Source organism: Mycobacterium sp. NPDC050551 (assembly GCF_040674075.1).
In the GTDB taxonomy this organism is placed as follows: Bacteria; Actinomycetota; Actinomycetes; order Mycobacteriales; family Mycobacteriaceae; genus Mycobacterium.
In genome coordinates, this window is record NZ_JBFARC010000008.1 from 312,493 (window position 1) to 330,799 (window position 18,307).

Consider the following 18,307-nt stretch of genomic DNA (forward strand, 5'->3'; position numbering starts at 1 on the left):
CGACACCCCACCGAGGCCGGCGCCGATGGCCGGCCTGACGCTGCTGCTCGGGCTGGCGGCGGCCACCGTGCTGCTGGCTCCGCTCGCCGAGCGCATCAACCTGCCCTACCCCGTCGTGCTGCTGATCTTCGGCCTCGCCCTGGCCTACGTGCCGGGACTGCCGCCGCCGACGGTGAACCCGGAGCTGATCCTGCCGCTGGTCCTGCCGCCGCTGCTGTTCGCCGCGGCCCGCCGCACCTCGTGGCGGCAGTTCCTGGACAACCGTCGCGCCATCGGTCTGCTCGCCATCGCGCTGGTCGGGATCACCGCGTGCGCGGTCGGCGTGGTGCTGCAGGCGGTGGTGCCCGGGCTGCCGTTGATCGCCGCGATCGCGCTGGGCGCCGCGGTCGCGCCGCCCGACCCTGTCGCCGCGACCGCGGTGGCGCACAAGCTGAAGCTGCCCCGCCGGTTGCGCACCATCCTGGAGGGCGAGGGCCTGTCCAACGACGCGACGTCGCTGGTCCTCTACGAGGTGGCTGTCGCGTCCACGGTGACGGGGGCGTTCGTGCCGTGGCATGCCGGTGCCACGCTCGGCGCCGCGGTGGCCATCGGGATCGCCGTGGGACTCGCGATCGCCGTCGCGACGCGCTGGCTGCTCAAGAAGCTGCCCGCCCATCCCGCGGGCAGCGCACTCGTTCTGGTCATGCCCTTCGCGGCGTACGTGGCCGCCGACGCGGCGCACGGCAGCGGGGTGCTCGCGGTGGTCACCATCGCGCTGGCGCTGAGCCGCTATGCCGACCAGGAGTCCGCGCAGACCCGCCTGGTGTCCGGGACGACGTGGGAGATCATCGAATTACTGGTCACGGGGGCGGCATTCGCGTTCGTCGGCCTGGAACTGCGGGCCGTCGCCGAGCAGGTCTCCGGGTCGCTCGGCACGCTGATCGGTCAGGCGCTGCTGATCACCGCGGTGGTCGTGGTGGTGCGGTTCCTGTGGATCTTTTCCGTCGCCTCGATCGACGAGAAGATCATGCGGCGACGCCGCGACAGACCAGAACCCGTCGGCTGGCGGGAGATGACGGTGGCGTCGTGGGCGGGCATGCGCGGCGTGGTCACCCTTGCGGCGGTGCTGGCACTGCCGCCCGGCTTCCCGGAGCGCGAGCGGCTGATCTTCATCGCCTTCGTGGTGATCATCGGCACCATGCTGGCCCAGGGCCTCACCCTGCCGGTGCTGGTCCGCGTCCTCGGTGTCACCGTGTCGGGCGACGAACAGGACGCCGAGGAACAGGAGCTGCTGCAGCGGGCCCGAGACGCGGGATTCCGCCGGCTCGACGAGGTCCGCGACCGGGGCGACGTCGACTCGGAGGTGATCGACGAGGCGAGCGAGAACGCCACCCGGATGTGGCATTCGCTCGGGTTGACCAGGGACGAAGCCGACCGGCAGGACACGGTGCACGTCCATGACGCGTGCACCGTGAACGCGCTCAAGGAGGAGGTGCTCGAAGCCGCCCGCGACGCGGTCGTGGGCGCCCGCGCGAAGTCGGGCACCGACCCCACGATCGTCGATCGAGTGTTGCGCCGCCTCGACGCCCGCGGCACCTCCAACTGAGCGCCGGGGACCTTGCGATTTGTGGAGTCCTCGCCGCGGTGAGCGCGGCTGGGAATCCACAAATCACTGATTCTGCGGGAAGCCCAGTTCGATGCCGCCGTGGCTGGGGTCGAGCCAGCGGCTGGTGATGGCCTTCTGGCGGGTGAAGAACTGCACGCCGTCCATGCCGTGGGCGTGGGAGTCGCCGAACAGCGAGGCCTTCCAGCCGCCGAAGCTGTAGTAGGCCATCGGCACCGGGATGGGCACGTTGATGCCGACCATGCCGACCTCGACCTCGTTCTGGAACCGCCGCGCGGCGCCGCCGTCGTTGGTGAAGATCGCGGTGCCGTTGCCGTAGGGGTTGGAGTTGATGAGACCCAGTGCCTCGTCGTAGGACTCGACCCGCAGCACCGACAGCACGGGGCCGAAGATCTCGTCGGTGTAGACGCTCATCTCCGGGGTGACGTGATCGATCAGGGTGGGCCCGAGCCAGAATCCCGCTGAATCCCGCTCAGCGCCTGTCTCGCTCAGCACGGTGCGGCCGTCGACCACGATCTTGGCGCCGTCGGCTTCGCCGGCGTCGATGTAGGACGCCACCTTGTCGCGGTGGACCTTGGTGACCAGCGGCCCCATGTCCGAATCCTTGGTGCCGTCGCCGATCTTCAACGGCGTGGTGCGCTCGGCGATCTTTGCCACGAGGTCGTCGGCGATGGGGCCGACGGCCACGCACGCGCTGATGGCCATGCACCGCTCACCGGCGGAGCCGAAGCCGGCGTTGACCATCGCGTCGGCGGCCAGGTCGAGATCGGCGTCGGGCAGGATCACGGCGTGGTTCTTGGCGCCGCCGAGGGCCTGCACCCGCTTGCCCGCGGCGGTGCCCGTCGAGTACACGTACTGGGCGATGGGGGTCGACCCGACGAAGGACACCGACTTCACCTTCGGGTTGGTGAGCAGTTCGTCGACGGCGGTCTTGTCGCCCTGTAGCACGTTGAACACCCCGTCGGGCAGTCCGGCCTCTGCCCACAGGGCGGCGATCCACAGCGCCGCGGACGGGTCCTTCTCCGAGGGCTTGAGTACCACGGTGTTGCCCGTGGCGATGGCGATCGGGAAGAACCACATCGGCACCATGGCCGGGAAGTTGAACGGGCTGATGACGCCGACGACGCCGAGCGGCTGGCGGATCGAGTAGACGTCGACCTTGGTCGACGCGTTCTCGGTGAACCCGCCCTTCAGCAGGTGCGGTATGCCGCAGGCGAACTCGACGACCTCCTGGCCTCGGCTGACCTCGCCGAGCGCGTCGGAGACCACCTTGCCGTGCTCGGCGGTGATGATCTCGGCGAGCTCACCCTTGCGGGTGTTGAGCAGTTCGCGGAAATTGAACAGGATCGCGGTGCGCTTGGCCAGCGAGGTGTCCCGCCACGCCGGGAACGCCGCTGCAGCGGCGTCGATCACCGCGCGGGCGTCCTCGACGCCGGCCAGGGCGACCTCGCCGGTGACCTGACCGGTGGCCGGGTTGGTCACCGGGGCCGTCCCGGTGCCGGTGCCGGTGAACGGCGCGTTGTTCATCCAGTGGGTGATGGTGCTGCTCATGGTCGGGCTCCGTATTTCGAGACGTACTCGGTCATGGTCTTCAGTTGGTAGCGGGACACGTCGTGGGCGGTCTCGTCCTCGGCGAACACCGACGACACCATCACGGTGTCATCGCGGTCGTAGAAGCCGAGTTCGGCGAGGCCGCCGAAGAATTCGTCCCAGTCGACGTCGCCGTCGCCGATCTTGAGGTGCTGGTGCACCCGGGCCGCGTTGCCCGGCGGATTGGTGATGTAGCGCAGGCCGTGGCTGCGGTGGTGGTCCATGGTGTCGGCGACGTGCACCAGGCGCAGTTTGTCACCGGCGGCGCGCATGATGGCGGACATGTCGGAGCCCATATGGAACGTATGGCAGGCCACGAATACCATGCCGATGTTGGGCGAGTTGACGCCGCGAATGATGCGCACCGCCTCGAGGCCGTTCTCGACGAAATCGTCGGGGTGCGGGTCGATCCGGACGTCGATGCCCTCGCGCTCGAAGATCGGCACCAGTTCCTCCATCGACCGGAAGAACGCCCGCTCCGATTCCTCCGCCTTCTCGGGGCGGCCGGAGAACTCGGTGTTGATGACGTTCACTCCGAGGTCGACGGTGATCTGGACGACCCGCTTCCAGTTGCGCACCGCCGCTTCACGGGCATCCTCGTCGGGGCCCGACCACCGCAGCACCGGCAGCACCGACGCGATACCGACGCCCGCGTCGGCGCACGCCTTGCGGAACTTCGCCACCAGGTCGTCGTCGGCGCGCGGGTGGTTGAAGAACGGGATGAAGTCGCGGTGCGGGGTGAGCTGCAGGTGTTCGTAGCCGAGTTCGGCGACCAGGGCCGGGAACTCGAGCAGGTCGTGGTCGTGGTGGAACGGCGTGGGGTCGAGGGCGATCTTCACGTCAGGCTCCCGGTACCGACGCGCGGTCGACCATCGACACCTCGACGGGCAGACCGCTGTTCAGTGACTCCACGCCGGCCTCGCACACGGCGGCGGCGGCGTAGCCGTCCCACGCGGTGGGGCCGTCGGTGAAGTCACCGGTGGTGGCCCCGGCCGCCACCGCGTCCACCCAGCGCTGGAACTCGGTGTCGTAGGCCTGGCCGAACCGCTCCCGGAATCCCGGTGTGATCTGCCCGCCCCATGTGCCGTCGCCGCGCTTGCGGACCAGTCCGACGTCCAGACCGATCATCGCGCTGCCCTTCTCGGCCACCACCTCGGTGCGCACCTCGTAGGCGACGCCGGTGGTGACGAACAGTTCGACGTCGACGTGCTTTCCCGACGCCGTCCGCATGATCGCGATCTGCGGATCGGCGAGTCCCTGTGGTGCACCGGGATTGGCGGCAGGTTTGATGATCTGGATCGAGGTGATCTCCTCGTCGAAGAGGAAACGGGTGACGTCGACCTCGTGCACCAGCGAGTCCCTGACCACCATCGCGCTGTCGAACGTCGGTGGCACGGCGGGGTTGCGGTGCGCGCAGTGCAGCACCAGCGCGCGGCCCAGCTCGCCCCCGTCCAGCAGCGCCTTCAGTTGGGCGTACTCGTGGTCGAATCGGCGCATGAAGCCGACCTGTATGAGCCGGCGACCGAGCTCGGCTTCGCGTTTGACGACACCGAGGGCGGTCTCCACGTCGGTGGTCAGCGGCTTCTCGCAGAGCACGGGCTTGCCGTGCTCGAGGCAGGCCAACAGCTGCTTCTCGTGGGTCGGGCCCGGGGTGGCGAGCACGACGGCGTCGACGTCGGGATCGGCGATGGCGTCGAGTGGGTCCACGACCGCGCGGCATCCGGGGATGGCCGCGGCGATCTGTTCGGCCTTCTCGGTGACGTAGTCGTTGACCACTGCCACCCGGGCTCCGGAGATCCGGGTGCTGAGGCGGGCGACGTGGTCGGCGCCCATGATGCCCACACCGAGAACGGCTACACGCAAGTCAGACATGGCTTTTACTTCCTACTTGAAGCGGATGGACGGGACGCCACACGAGCCCAGATACGACCGGGTGCGCTGGGCGATGGGCAGCGGGGCGTCGACCTCGCACGGGTACATGTCCTGCTCGACGATGGCGAAGACGTCGATGCCGAGCCGTTCGATCTCCGCGAGCAGCGGTGGCATCTCCGGGACGCCCAGCGGCGGTTCGATCATCGCGCCGAGCCTGACCGCCTCACCGAACGGGAGGTCCTCGGCTTCGACCTTCGCGACAACCGCGGGATCGACCTGTTTGAGGTGCAGGTAGCCGATCCGCTCGGGGGCCCGGCGGATGATGGCGATGTTGTCGCCACCGCAGTAGCTGATGTGTCCGGTGTCCAGGCACAGGTTCACGAACTCGCCGTCGGTGCCGTCGAGGAACCGGTAGACGTTCTCCTCGGTGTCGACGTGGCTGTCGGCATGCGGGTGGTATTGCGCACGCACACCGTACTTCTCGAACATCGCCCGGCCGAGTTCGTTCATGCCCCCGGTCTTCTTGCGCCACTGCTCGGCGGTGAGATTGCGGTCCTCCAGCACCTCACCGGTGGCGGGGTCGCGCCACATCTCGGGGATGACCACCACGTGCTTGCCGCCGACCGCGGCGGTCAGCTTGGCGACGTCCTCGACCTGTGACCACACCGCGGACCACGAATCCTCGCCATCTTGGTGCAGATGCTCGAACACCGTGCCTGCCGACAGCTTGAGATTGCGCTTGGCGAGTTCGTCGGCGAGCAGGGCGGGTTCGGTGGGCAGGTATCCGAACGGACCGAGTTCGATCCACTCGTAGCCCGACGCCGCGACCTCGTCGAGGAAGCGGGTGTAGGGCGTCTGCTGCGGGTCGGCGGGGAACCAGACTCCCCAGGAGTCGGGGGCGCTGCCGACGAGAATGGTGCTCACGGTGCTTTGTCCTTCGGTGCTCAGGAGGGGCGGAGGTGGGGCCGCTGAATCGTCTTCCAGTCGGCGTAGGTGCGGTAGGCGGCTTGCGTCGACTCGAGTGAGGAGACCTCACTCACCGGTACGTCCCACCAGGATTCGCTGTCCGGTGCGGGGATCATCGGGTCGGTCTCGACGTGGATGACCGTGGTGCGGTCGCCGGCCTTGGCCACCTTGACGGCGTCACCGAACTCGGCCGCGGTGCTGACCTTGATCACCTCGGCGCCGAGGCTGGCGGCGTTGGCGGCGAGGTCGACCGGCAACTTGTCGCCGTCGAGCCGGCCGTCGCGGCCACGGAAGCGGTAGGCGGTGCCGAACCGCTGGGAGCCGAGCGCCTCCGAGAGCGACCCGATGGAGGCGAAGCCGTGGTTCTGGACGAGCACGACGATCACCTTGATGCCCTCCTGCACGGCGGTGACCAGCTCGGTGGCCATCATCAGGTAGGAGCCGTCGCCGACCATGACGAACACGTCGCGGGTCTCGTCGGCCATCCGCACGCCGAGGCCGCCCGCGACCTCGTAGCCCATGCAGGAGTAGCCGTACTCGACGTGATAGCCCTTGGGATCCCGGACCCGCCACAGCTTGTGCAGATCGCCGGGCATCGACCCGGCGGCGCACACCACGACGTCGCGGGGGTCGCTGAGGGTGTTGGCCAGCCCGATCACCTGGTTCTGGTTCAGGGCCACACCGTCTTCCACCGCGTACGCAACCGACACGGTGTCGTCCCATTCAGCGGCCAGGGCGGCGGCGCGGTCACGGTACTCGCCGCTCACCGTGTGGCCGTCGAGCACCGCGGCGAGCGCCTCGAGCGCCTCGCGGGCGTCGGCGACGACGCTGATGCCGCCCTGCTTGACCGAGTCGAGCGACGCCACGTTGATGTTGACGAACCGCACGTCGGGGTTGTTGAACGCAGTCCGTGACGCGGAGGTGAAATCGCTGTAGCGGGTACCGATCCCGATGACGACGTCGGCCTCGGTGGCCAGGGCGTTGGCCGCCGTGGTGCCGGTCGACCCGATCGCGCCCATGCACTGCGGGTGGTCGTAGGGCAGCGCACCCTTGCCGGCCTGGCTCATCCCGACCGGGATGCCGGTCTGCGCGCAGAACTGCGCGAGCGCTTCGGTGGCACCCGAGTAGACGACGCCGCCGCCGGCGACGATCAGCGGCGTGTGTGCAGAGCGGATGACCTCGGCGGCTCGCTCGATCACCGAGCGTTCGGGCAGCGGCCGCGCCACGTGCCAGGTGCGTTCGGCGAACAGTGATTCCGGCCAGTCGAACGCCTCGGCCTGCACGTCCTGCGGAATGGCGACGGTCGCCGCGCCGGTCTCGACGGGGTCGGTGAGCACCCGCATCGCGCCCAGCAGCGCGGCGGGTAACTGCTCGGGCCGCCACACCCGGTCGAAGTACCGCGACAGCGGTTTGAAGGCGTCGTTGACGGTGACGTCGCCGCTGGAGGGCAGTTCGAGTTCCTGCAGCACCGGAGCGCTGGCGCGGGTCGCGAACGTGTCGGCCGGCAGCAGCAGCACGGGCAGCCGGTTGATGGTGGCCAGCGCCGCACCGGTCAGCATGTTCGTGGCACCGGGGCCGACGCTCGCGGTGACCGCCCAGGTCTGCAGCCGGTCCTTCTGCCGCGCGTAGGCGACCGCGCTGTGCACCATGGCCTGCTCGTTGCGGCCGAGCACGTAGGGCAGCCGCGGCGCGGTACCGGCCTCGTGCGCGGTCACCTCGTACTCGAGCAGCGCCTGGCCCAGCCCCGCGACATTGCCGTGGCCGAAGATGCCGAAGCAGCCGGCGAAGAACTTGGTGCGTTCGCCGTCACGCTCGACGTACTGATTGCCCAGGAACCGGATGGTGGCCTGCGCCACCGTCAGTCGGACGGTCTGCTCGGTGTCGGGCGTCTTCTCGGCCCGCTTCGGTGCGGTGGAGACCACGGGTCACTGTCCTCTCGGGTCGTGCAGGGGAAGTCGGGGGTCGACGGCCTGGTCGTCCCAGGTGCCGCGCAGCCACGTGTGTTCGGGGTCGTCGACGATCTTCCAGGCGCGTTCCTCGCCCGGTCCGGCCATCACGTTCAGGTAGTACATGTGGTAGCCCGGCGCGGCGACCGACGGGCCGTGGTACCCGTGCGGCACCAGCACGACATCGCCGGTGCGGACCTCCTCGAGCACCTCGATCGGGCGGTCCGGGGTGCCGTACACCCGGTGGTAGCCGAATCCGCGCGAACCGTCAGGCCCGGCGGCGATCTCGAAGTAGTAGATCTCCTCGAGTTCACTCTGGATCGGCGTGTTCTCGTCGTGCTTGTGCGCGGGGTAACTCGACCAGTTGCCGCCGGGGGTGATGACCTCGCAGGCGATCAGCGAGTCGGCCTCGAAGACGTCCGCGGTGCCGAAGTTGTGCACCTGCCTGCTGCAGTTGCCCGCACCCCGCAGTTCCACCGACACGTCCGCCGCTGCCACCCGCCTGTTCGGGAACGACCGGGTGGCCCGCGCTCCGCAGATCGCGAACCGGCCCGTGCCGGAGAGCACGTACGCCTGGTCGACGCCGAGATAGACCATGTCGGACGGACCGTCGAACACCGATGCCCGCGGGGCGAGTTCGAAGCTCTGGCCGCCACATTCGACATTGCCGCTGCCTGCGAGCGGCAGGATCATCACCTCGGTGTCACCGGTGGCGAGTTCCAGGTGCGCGACGTCGCCGAGTTCGACGATCTGCAGCGAGGACTCGGTCCAGCCCGCCGACTCCGGGGTCACGTCGACCGTGTAGGGCGGCGTCGCGCTGCGGGCCGGGATGTAGAGCTTGCTGTGCATCGTCACCTCACCATCGACACGGCGGTGGCGACGGCCGTACGGACGTCGTCGTCGGGGGGATACAGCAGGGTGCGGCCGACGATGAGGCCGCGCACCGCGGGCAGTGCGAGCGCCTTCTCCCAGCTGGCGAACGCCTCGTCGGGATCGGTCGGATCGCCGCCGAGGAGCAGCGTCGGCATCGTCGTGGCCTCCATGACGCGGTCCATCTCGTCGACGACGGGGAGCTTCATCCAGGTGTAGGCCGAGGTGGAGCCCAAGCCCTGCGCGATGTGGATCGACTTGATCACCGCGTCGGGGGACAGGTCGTTGCGGACCTTGCCTGCGACCCGGGCCGACATGAACGGTTCCACCATGGCGATGAGGCCGTGCGCGGCGAGTTCGTCGACCGCCTGCGCGCAGGCCACCATGGTCGACACGGTGCCGGGGTCGTCGAGGTCGATGCGGCACAGCATCTTTCCGCCGTTCATCCGCGCCGCGGCGGTGGAGGCGGCGGTGGCGCCGGTCATGCGGTCGTCGAGCTCGAATGCGGCGCCGGCCAGCCCGCCGCGGTTGAAGGACGAGAACACCGCCTTGTCCTCCAGCGCGCCGAGCAGTACCAGATCGTCGAGGATGTCGGCGGTGGCGAGCACGCCGTCGACACCGGGGTCGGAGAGTGCGGCCCGCAGCCGGTCGAGCAGGTCGACGCGGCTGTTCATCGCCGTGACACGCGATCCGACGGCGAGCGCGCCGCGCGCCGGGTGGTCGGCGGCCACGATCATCAGGCGGCCGTCGCCACGGACGGTGGGGCGGGTGGCGCGGGCCGCCCATGCCCTGGCGACCGCGCCGGGATCGGCGGCCCGGATCTCGGTGACGTCGGCGTAGGTGAGGCTAGACATTGACGGCCTCCACGGCGGTCTGCTCTGCCAGCGCCGCCACCTCGGCCGTGGTGGGCATGGCGGTCGAGCACTCGAGGCGGGTCGCCACGATGGCACCTGCGGCGTTGGCGTAGCGCAGCGTCTTCTCCAGCGGCCAGCCGTGCAGCAGGCCGTGGATGAGGCTGCCGCCGAACGCATCTCCGGCGCCAAGGCCGTTCACGACGTCGACATCGTTGGGGGGCACGGTGACCGAGCTGTGGCGGGTCTTGCCGAGCACGCCGCGCGGGCCCTGCTTGACGATGGCGAGCTCGACGCCCAGATCGAGCAGCGCATCGGCGGCCTTGCGCGGATTCGACTCACCGACTGCGATCTCGCACTCCTCGCGGTTGCCCACGGCGACCGTGACGTGCGGCAGGGCGCGCTGCACCTGTTCGGTCGCGGCGGCAGGCGACTCCCAGAACATCGGCCGGTAGTCGAGATCCAGGACGGTCAACGGGCTCCTGCCGCGAGCTTCCCAGGCCGCGAAATGCGCACCACGACTGGGCTCCTCGGAGAGGCCGGTCACCGTCGACCAGTACAGCCGGGCGGCCCTGATCGCGTCGGCATCGAGCTCGTCGGCACGGATCTGCAGGTCGGGAGCCGACGGCTTGCGGTAGAAGTACAGCGGGAAGTGGTCGGGCGGGAAGATCTCGCAGAACGTCACCGGCGTCGGGTATTCGTCGTGCACGGAGACGAATCGGTTGTCGACGCCCAGGCGCTCGAGCTCGGCCCGCACGAACCGGCCGAACGGATCCGCACCCGCCCCGGAGATCAGCGCGGTGCGGTTCCCGAGCCGGGCGGCAGCAACGGCGACGTTGGCTGCGCTGCCCCCGAGGAACTTGCCGAAGGTCTCGACGTCCTCCAGGCCGACGCCCGTCTGGAGGGGGTAGACGTCGACGCCGCTGCGCCCGATCGCGACGACGTCGAACGGTTCGGTGCTGGTCAATTCGGCTCCCAGGGATCGGGGGGCGGTCGGTTTCTACGACTGTGCCTCGCGTCACTCGGCTCTGTCAATAGTTTGTCCTGACATTCTAACTTTATGTCATGCCGATGTTAGGATTCAGCTACTCTTTTCTGGCAGGCCCGAGATCGGAGTGGACGTGCCCCTAGCCATCGAGCTCGACAGGTCCAGCCCTGTGCCGCTCTATTACCAACTCGCCCAGGCGATCGAAGCCGCCATCCGCGACGGCGAACTCGCGCCGGGGGACCGGTTCGAGAACGAACTCGCCCTCGCGAGTCGCCTCACGCTGTCCCGCCCGACGACCCGGCGGGCCATCCAGGAACTCGTCGACAAGGGCCTGCTGGTACGCAAACGGGGCGTCGGCACCCAGGTGGTGCAGAACCCCGTGCACCGCCGGGTGGAGCTCACCAGCCTGTTCGACGACCTGGTCCGGGCCGGTCAGGAACCCACCACCGAGCTGCTCGAATATCACTCGGGCGTCGTCGACGAACAGATCACCGCTGAGCTGAACCTCGCCAAGGACCACGAGGTCGTCACCATCCAGCGGCTGCGGTGCGCCAACGGAGAACCGCTGGCGGTGATGACCAATTACCTGCCCGTCGAATTGGCGCCCGAGGCCGACCAGCTGGAGGCCAACGGGCTCTACCAGTCCCTGCGCGCCCGCGGCGTGCACATCCGGCTGGCGCGTCAACGCATCGGCGCCAAGCCGGCCACCAGGACCGAGGCCCGGCTGCTCGACGAGAAGGCCGGTGCCCCGCTGTTGACGATGTCCCGCACCGCCTTCGACGACTCGGGCAAGGCCGTCGAGTTCGGGGACCACTGCTACCGGGCCTCCCGCTACTACTTCGAGACGACGCTCGTCGACCGCTGACACCGCGTCCCTCATCTGCGCGGGCCGGCGGTGGTGCCTCTGACGACGAGGCTCGGCTGGAGCACCACGTCGGCCAGGCCGTCGCTGCGCTGCTCGACCATCTCCACCGCGAGACGGACCGCTTGCGCGGCCATCTCACCGGCATCCTGGTGCACCGTGGTGAGGTCGATCCGCGGATTGTCCGACAGCCTGCTGTCGTCATAGCCGACGAGCGAGAGGTCACCCGGGATGTCGACGCCGGCGCGGGTGAAGACGTCGAGAAGGCCGAGCGCACAACGGTCGTTGCCCGCGATCACCGCGGTGGGCAGCGTGGGCGCCTCGAGCATGGCGCGCGCGGCGGCCGCACCGGCCTCCTCACGGTGCGCTCCCGGGATCACGGCAGCCGACGCCGCGATGCCGTGTGCACGCATCGCCGCCCGATAGGCCCGTCTGCGGTCGGCCGACCCCGGATCGCTGCCGCCGTCCACGTGGTGGATCTCGCGGTGGCCCAACTCGACGAGGTACTGCACCGCCTCACGAATGCCTCTGGCGTCATCGGTGCGTACTGTGGCCAGACACGTCGACTCGGCGCGCTCGGGGCGGGCGGGCAGTCGCCGCCCGACGACGACGACGGGCACCCGGTCGGAGAGTTCGGTCAGATAGCGCGATCCGGACTTCGGACCCAACAGCACCAGCCCGCCGCAACGGTGACTGAGCAACGCCTCGATGGGCGCCGACTCGTGGCGATCGGGCAGGTTGGCCGACAGCAGGACGTCGTATCCGAGGGCTTCCGCGGCCGGATAGATGCCCGTCACCAACTCGGCCTCGAACAACTGGCTGACGTCCATGAGTACCCCCAGCGTGCGGCTGCGCCCGCGGGCCAGTAGGCGCGCCGCGGAGTCCGGCCGGTAGCCGATCTCCTCGGCGACCGCCAGTACCCGGCGGCGAGTCTCCTGGCTGGCACCCGGCTTTCCGTCGAGGATGAACGAGACCAAGGTGCGGGACACCCCGGCGCGCGTCGCGACGTCGGCCATGGTCGGCCGCCTCGACGGCGGATCCGTTGGTGGCGGTGTGGTCGACACCAAGACCTCCTGACGAATGTGACGGTTGACACGTTGGGCGGCGATCCCCATAGTAGACCTAACGCGCGTTACTAACGCGCTTTAGTCGAAGGAGTCGCCAGATGAGACTCGGCGTCTACACGGCCGTCCTGCATGACATGCCGCTGCCCGAAGCATTGGCCACCATTCGCACCCTCGGCCTGAACGGCGCCGAGATCAACGCCGGCGGATTCCTGCCGACGCCGCACCTGCCGGTGAATGACTTGTCGCAGGGACGCATCGAGACCGCCGAGTACCTCGCGCCGTTCGCCGAGGCCGGAGTGCAGCTCACCGGGCTGAACGTCAACGGCAACCCGCTGCACGCCGACCCCGCGGTCGGCCCAGAGGATGCCGAGGACCTGCGGCGGGCCATCCGGCTCGCGGCGCTGCTCGGCGTCGACCGGGTGGTGACCATGTCCGGCCTGCCGGCCGCCCACACCGGCGGGCGCTGGCCCGCATGGCATGTCAACCCGTGGGACAGTGGCTACCTCGACTCGCTCGACTACCAGTGGGACGACGTGGCGGTCCCGTTCTGGCGGGAGATCGACGCGCTGGCCCGTGACCACGACGTCAAGGTCTGCATCGAGATGCACCCGCAGAATCTCGTCTTCAACCCGCCCACCCTGCTCCGCCTCGTAGAGAAGGTCGGCGCCACTCATGTCGGGGCGGAGATGGACCCGAGTCACCTGTTCTGGCAGGGCATCGACCCGGTCGCGGCCATCGATGCGCTGGGCGACCTGGTGGTGCACGCCGCGGCCAAGGACACCAGGATCAACCCGGCCTGCGCCGTCAACGGCGTGCTGGACGACCGCTTCGCCCGAATCCCGTTGTCGGAGAACCCGACCCGCCTCGGCGGCAGGCACACCGTCAACCGCTGGCCGGAGAACGCCAGCTGGGACTTCGTCGCCGTCGGCCGCGGTCATGACGTGACGTTCTGGTCCGATTTCCTGGCCGCACTCCAGCGCGTCGACCCGCAGATGGCGGTCAACATCGAGCACGAGGACGCCGAGCTCGGACAGTACGAGGGCCTCGAGGTCGCCGCGGCGACACTCAATGCCGCCGCGGCCGCACTGCCGCAACCCGTGTGACCACGACCCACTCAGAAAGCTGACCATCATGACGACATCCGCACCGCCTCAACGGTCTTCGGGGCGATTCCTGACCAGGCTCACGGTGATCGCCACCCTCGGCGGTCTGCTGTTCGGTTACGACACCGGGGTGATCTCCGGCGCACTTCTCTACATGAAGGACGACCTGGCCCTCAGCGCGTTCGGCGAGGCGACGGTGGTGAGTTCACTGCTGTTCCCCGGCGCGGCGTTCGGCGCGCTGTTCGGTGGGCGGGTCGCCGACCGCATCGGGCGCAAGCGCAGCCTGCTGGTGTGTGCAGGGCTGTTCCTGATCGGCGCCATCGGATGCGCGCTGGCGCCCAATGTGCAGCTGATGGTGGCTGCCCGGATCGTCCTCGGCCTCGGGGTCGGGGCGGCAGCGGTGACGTGCCCGCTGTACCTGGCCGAGATGGCGCCCGCGGAGCGCCGCGGCCGGATGGTCACGATCAACGAACTGATGATCGTGACGGGCCAGATGCTGGCCTTCGCCACGAACGCGCTGCTCGACCACCTCGTTCACGACCCGCATGTCTGGCGCCTGATGCTCGGTGTGGCTACGGTGCCGGCCGTCGCGCTGTTCCTCGGCATGCTGGTGCTGCCCGACTCACCGCGCTGGTACGGACTCAAGGGCAGGATGTCCGAGGCGCGCACCGTGCTGGGATTGAGCCGCAGCCCAGGGGAGGCCGACGCCGAGTTCGCATTGATCCAGGAGCACACCTCGCACATGCTCAAGAGTAAGAGCACGCCGTTCTCCGTGATCCGCGACGTGCCGTGGATCCGGCGGGTGGTGCTGGTGGGCTGCGGCCTGGCGATCGTCCAGCAGGCCACCGGGATCAACACGGTCAACTACTACGCGCCGACGATCCTCGAGGAGAGCGGACTCGGGGTGAGTGCGTCGCTGGTGGCGACGATCGCCGTCGGTGTCACTTCTGTGGTGACCACGATCATCGGCATCGTGCTGCTGGGCTACATCGGCCGTCGCACCATGCTGTTGGTCGGCTTCGCCGGTGTGGCGGGGTCGCAACTGGCGCTGTCACTGGTGTTCATGCTGTCCGAGTCGACGACGCGCAGCTACGTCATCCTCGCCTGCATGGTGCTGTTCGTCGGGTTCGTGCAGATGTTCATCGGCACCTGCGTGTGGTTGCTGTTGTCGGAGATCTTCCCGCTCAGCATTCGCGGGTTCGCCATGGGGATAGCCGTTTTCGTGCTGTGGTGCACCAATGCGATCATCTCGTTCCTCTTTCCGCTGCTGAACTCGACGCTGGGCTCCACCGGTACCTTCCTGCTCTTCGTCGCGATCAACGTCGGGTCGTGGCTGTTCGTCCGGCGGTTCGTGCCCGAGACCAAGGGCACCACGCTCGAGGAGCTCGAGGAGCGGTTCGAGGCGCAGCACGGCACCGCGCCTTCGCCGGCGGCGTCTCCCGCCTGACTCCACAGCGCTCGCCGACATTTGACCTGCAGTCCTAATGTCAGGACAAAGCATTGACATTCCGCTGTGAGCCGTATTACATCAACGGCGAGGCGTGTCGCCCGCCACTCGGGGGCGCCTCGGCGAACTGACAGCGAGGAGACAGACAATGGCGTTCAAGCGGCTCGCGGCGATCACGGGGGCGGGTGTGCTGACGCTGGCCCTCGCGTCGTGTTCCTCCACCGGCGGAAAACCCGATTCGGCCGGCGGCGGGGACGGCGGCGGCACCGTCGACACCCCGCGCAAGACCATTGCGATGATCACCCACGAGGTGCCCGGCGACTCGTTCTGGGACCTGATCCGCAAGGGCGCAGAGACCGCCGCCAAGAAGGACAACATCGAACTGCGCTATTCGAACGACCCGGAGGCGCCGAACCAGGCGAACCTGGTGCAGAGCGCGATCGACAGTGGCGTGGACGGCATCGCCGTCACGCTCGCCAAGCCGGACGCCATGGCGCCCGCCATCAAGGCCGCTATCGACAAGGGCATCCCGGTGGTGGCGTTCAACTCCGGCTTCGACAACTTCAAGCAGATGGGCATCCAGGAGTACTTCGGCCAGGACGAGAAGCTGGCCGGGATCGCCGCCGGCGAGCGCCTGACCAAGGACGGCGCCAAGAAGGTCGTCTGCATCATCCAGGAGCAGGGCCAGGTGGCGCTCGAATCCCGTTGCGCCGGGGTCAAACAGGGCTTCAAGGGCCCGAGCGAGATTCTGAACGTCAACAGTAAGGACATGCCGTCCGTCGACGCCACGATCACCGCGAAGATGCAGCAGGATCCGTCGGTCGACACCTTCGTCGCACTCGGTGCGCCGATCGCCCTGACCGCCGTGCAGTCGAAGACCAACGCGGGCAGCAACGCGAACATCGTCACCTTCGACACGAACGCCGCGCTCGTCGACTCGATCAGCCAGGGCGACGTGCAGTGGGCGGTGGACCAGCAGCCCTACCTGCAGGGCTATCTCGCCATCGACGGGCTCTGGCTCTTCCTGAACAACAAGAACCTGGTCGGCGGCGGTGAGCCGACGCTGACCGGACCGTCCTTCATCGACAAGTCCAACATCGAAGCCGTGGCCGAGCTGGCCAAGGCCGGCACTCGGTAGCGGCAGGAGCAGAAGACATGACCACACAGGCAGATCTGGACATCGCCGACCACAAGGTCGTTCGCGACGAACGTGTCAAGGAGCGGAACCGGCTGCAGCGGTTGCTGATCCGTCCGGAGATGGGCGCGGGCATCGGCGCGATCGGCATCTTCGTGTTCTTCCTGGTCGTCGCACCACCGTTCCGTGAGGCGGGATCGCTGGCGACGGTGCTCTACGCCAGCTCCACGATCGGCATCATGGCGTGTGGCGTCGCGGTGCTGATGATCGGCGGCGAGTTCGACCTGTCGGCAGGCGTTGCGGTGACCTTCAGTTCGCTCGCGGCGTCGATGCTGGCCTACAACCTGCATCTCAACCTGTGGGTCGGCGCGCTCCTCGCGCTGGTGCTCGCGCTGGTCGTGGGATTCTTCAACGGGTATCTGGTGATGAAGACGAAGATCCCCAGCTTCCTGATCACGTTGAGCACGTTCTTCATGCTCGCCGGCATCAACCTCGCGGTGACCAAGCTGGTCGCCGGACAGGTGGCCACGCAGAGCGTCAGCGACATGCAGGGCTGGGACTCCGCGCAGAAGGTCTTCGCGTCGTCGTTCACCGTGTTCGGCGTCGGCATCCGGATCACCGTGGTCTGGTGGCTGGTGTTCACCGCGGTGGCCACCTACGTGTTGTTCAAGACGAAGATCGGCAACTGGATCTTCGCGGTGGGTGGTGACGCCGACAGCGCACGCGCCGTGGGTGTCCCGGTCACCAAGGTCAAGATCGGGCTGTTCATGTTCGTCGGCTTCTGCGCCTGGTTCGTGGGCATGCACCTGCTGTTCGCCTTCAACACCGTGCAGTCCGGTCAGGGCATCGGCAACGAGTTCTTCTACATCATCGCCGCGGTGATCGGCGGCTGCCTGCTCACCGGTGGCTACGGCACCGCGATCGGGGCTGCGATCGGCGCGTTCATCTTCGGCATGACGAACCAGGGCATCGTCTACGCGGGCTGGGACCCCGACTGGTTCAAGTTCTTCCTCGGCGCGATGCTGCTGTTCGCGGTGATCGCCAACAATGCCTTCCGCAACTACGCAGCGAAGAAGTGATCCGATGACCATCTCAGTCGAAAAGCCCGCTCACGACGTCCCGTCCGGCGGCCGGGTGCCGCTGGTCGAACTGCGCGACGTCGGAAAGTCCTACGGCAACATCACCGCGCTCAAGGGCATCTGCCTGCGGGTGCACGCCGGTGAGGTCACCGGCATCCTCGGCGACAACGGCGCGGGCAAGTCCACGCTGATCAAGATCATCGCCGGGCTGCACCAGCAGACCGACGGCGAACTCCTCGTCGACGGCGAGCCCACCCGCTTCGCGTCGCCCGCCGATGCCCTCGGCAAGGGCATCGCGACGGTCTACCAGAATCTCGCCGTCGTGCCGCTCATGCCGGTCTGGCGGAACTTCTTCCTGGGACAGGAAATTCGCAAGTCGTCGTTCCCGTACTCTTTGGACGCCAACGCGATGCGGGCAACCACGCTCATCGAGCTGTCCAAGATGGGCATCGACCTGCCCGACGTCGACGTGCCGATCGGATCACTGTCGGGCGGACAGAAGCAGTGCGTGGCGATCGCGCGCGCGGTGTTCTTCGGCGCCCGGGTGCTGATCCTCGACGAACCGACTGCGGCGCTGGGCGTCAAGCAGTCCGGGGTGGTGCTGAAGTACATCACCGCCGCCAAGGAGGCCGGCTTCGGCGTCGTGTTCATCACGCACAACCCGCATCACGCGCACATGGTCGGCGACCACTTCGTGCTGCTCAACAGGGGCCGCCAGAAACTCGACTGCACCTACGACGACATCACCCTCGAGCACCTCACCCAGGAGATGGCAGGCGGCGACGAACTCGAGGCGCTGTCCCACGAGTTGCGCGGCGGCAAGTAGCGATTCGGGCGCGGGGGGGGTGGGGGGGGGGGGAGGAAATCGGCCGGATCAAAAAACACGGGGGGGGGGGGGGGGGGCGCGCGGGGCGGGGGGGGGGGGGGT

Annotated in this window: 16 protein-coding genes; 7 read left to right on the plus strand and 9 right to left on the minus strand. The window is 68.4% G+C overall.

What is annotated here, in order from left to right; all coding sequences use genetic code 11:
* Nucleotides 1–25 precede the first annotated feature (25 nt).
* The gene (locus tag AB0K11_RS27650) at nt 26–1,585 is read left to right on the plus strand and encodes a Na+/H+ antiporter (protein WP_364984776.1); all 1,560 of its coding nucleotides are present in this window, start codon (nt 26–28) and stop codon (nt 1,583–1,585) included.
* A 63-nt stretch (nt 1,586–1,648) separates the two neighbouring features.
* Here AB0K11_RS27650 and AB0K11_RS27655 read toward each other — a convergent pair whose 3' ends face one another.
* From AB0K11_RS27655 to iolC, 8 genes are read right to left on the minus strand one after another with little or no spacing between them, the layout of a single operon-like run.
* The gene (locus tag AB0K11_RS27655) at nt 1,649–3,154 is read right to left on the minus strand and encodes a CoA-acylating methylmalonate-semialdehyde dehydrogenase (protein ID WP_364984778.1); all 1,506 of its coding nucleotides are present in this window, start codon (nt 3,152–3,154) and stop codon (nt 1,649–1,651) included.
* Nucleotides 3,151–4,032 (minus strand): sugar phosphate isomerase/epimerase family protein, encoded by an 882-nt coding sequence (locus AB0K11_RS27660; protein ID WP_364984780.1) that lies wholly within the window; start codon nt 4,030–4,032, stop codon nt 3,151–3,153. The genes AB0K11_RS27655 and AB0K11_RS27660 overlap by 4 nt, the downstream gene beginning before the upstream one ends.
* A 1-nt stretch (nt 4,033) precedes the next feature.
* Nucleotides 4,034–5,065, minus strand: a complete 1,032-nt coding sequence (locus tag AB0K11_RS27665; RefSeq protein ID WP_364984782.1) for a Gfo/Idh/MocA family oxidoreductase — start codon at nt 5,063–5,065, stop codon at nt 4,034–4,036.
* Nucleotides 5,066–5,077: 12 nt separating this feature from the next.
* Nucleotides 5,078–5,989, minus strand: coding sequence for a sugar phosphate isomerase/epimerase (locus AB0K11_RS27670; RefSeq protein WP_364984784.1), 912 nt, complete (start codon nt 5,987–5,989; stop codon nt 5,078–5,080).
* A 20-nt stretch (nt 5,990–6,009) separates the two neighbouring features.
* Entirely contained in the window at nt 6,010–7,953 is a 1,944-nt protein-coding gene (iolD, locus tag AB0K11_RS27675; protein WP_364984786.1) for a 3D-(3,5/4)-trihydroxycyclohexane-1,2-dione acylhydrolase (decyclizing), read from the minus strand.
* Nucleotides 7,954–7,956: 3 nt separating this feature from the next.
* A complete protein-coding gene (iolB, locus tag AB0K11_RS27680; protein ID WP_364984838.1) occupies nt 7,957–8,826 on the minus strand; it encodes a 5-deoxy-glucuronate isomerase in 870 nt (289 codons plus the stop codon).
* A gap of 2 nt (nt 8,827–8,828) precedes the next feature.
* Complete coding sequence (locus AB0K11_RS27685; RefSeq protein ID WP_364984788.1) at nt 8,829–9,701, minus strand: aldolase; 873 nt, start codon at nt 9,699–9,701, stop codon at nt 8,829–8,831.
* The gene (gene iolC / locus AB0K11_RS27690) at nt 9,694–10,665 is read right to left on the minus strand and encodes a 5-dehydro-2-deoxygluconokinase (protein WP_364984790.1); all 972 of its coding nucleotides are present in this window, start codon (nt 10,663–10,665) and stop codon (nt 9,694–9,696) included. The genes AB0K11_RS27685 and iolC overlap by 8 nt, the downstream gene beginning before the upstream one ends.
* 148 nt (nt 10,666–10,813) lie before the next feature.
* Here iolC and AB0K11_RS27695 point away from each other — a divergent pair, with 148 nt between their 5' ends.
* The gene (locus tag AB0K11_RS27695) at nt 10,814–11,551 is read left to right on the plus strand and encodes a GntR family transcriptional regulator (protein ID WP_364984792.1); all 738 of its coding nucleotides are present in this window, start codon (nt 10,814–10,816) and stop codon (nt 11,549–11,551) included.
* Between the two features lie 11 nt (nt 11,552–11,562).
* On the opposite strand, the gene AB0K11_RS27700 is transcribed toward AB0K11_RS27695, so the two are convergent.
* Nucleotides 11,563–12,564: a LacI family DNA-binding transcriptional regulator gene (locus tag AB0K11_RS27700; protein ID WP_364984840.1), complete on the minus strand. Its 1,002-nt coding sequence runs from the start codon at nt 12,562–12,564 to the stop codon at nt 11,563–11,565.
* A 149-nt stretch (nt 12,565–12,713) separates the two neighbouring features.
* On the opposite strand from AB0K11_RS27700, the gene AB0K11_RS27705 reads away from it, so the two are divergent.
* The 5 genes from AB0K11_RS27705 to AB0K11_RS27725 all read left to right on the plus strand — a co-directional run bounded on the left by AB0K11_RS27705 (nt 12,714) and on the right by AB0K11_RS27725 (nt 18,205).
* On the plus strand, nt 12,714–13,718 hold the full coding sequence (locus AB0K11_RS27705) for a sugar phosphate isomerase/epimerase (protein ID WP_364984794.1): 1,005 nt from the start codon (nt 12,714–12,716) through the stop codon (nt 13,716–13,718).
* A gap of 28 nt (nt 13,719–13,746) precedes the next feature.
* Complete coding sequence (locus AB0K11_RS27710) at nt 13,747–15,165, plus strand: sugar porter family MFS transporter (RefSeq protein WP_364984796.1); 1,419 nt, start codon at nt 13,747–13,749, stop codon at nt 15,163–15,165.
* Nucleotides 15,166–15,313: 148 nt separating this feature from the next.
* Nucleotides 15,314–16,303 (plus strand): substrate-binding domain-containing protein, encoded by a 990-nt coding sequence (locus AB0K11_RS27715; RefSeq protein ID WP_364984798.1) that lies wholly within the window; start codon nt 15,314–15,316, stop codon nt 16,301–16,303.
* A 17-nt stretch (nt 16,304–16,320) separates the two neighbouring features.
* Nucleotides 16,321–17,379, plus strand: coding sequence for an ABC transporter permease (locus AB0K11_RS27720; RefSeq protein WP_364984800.1), 1,059 nt, complete (start codon nt 16,321–16,323; stop codon nt 17,377–17,379).
* A gap of 4 nt (nt 17,380–17,383) precedes the next feature.
* Entirely contained in the window at nt 17,384–18,205 is an 822-nt protein-coding gene (locus AB0K11_RS27725; RefSeq protein ID WP_364984802.1) for an ATP-binding cassette domain-containing protein, read from the plus strand.
* The last annotated feature ends 102 nt before the right edge of the window (nt 18,206–18,307 follow it).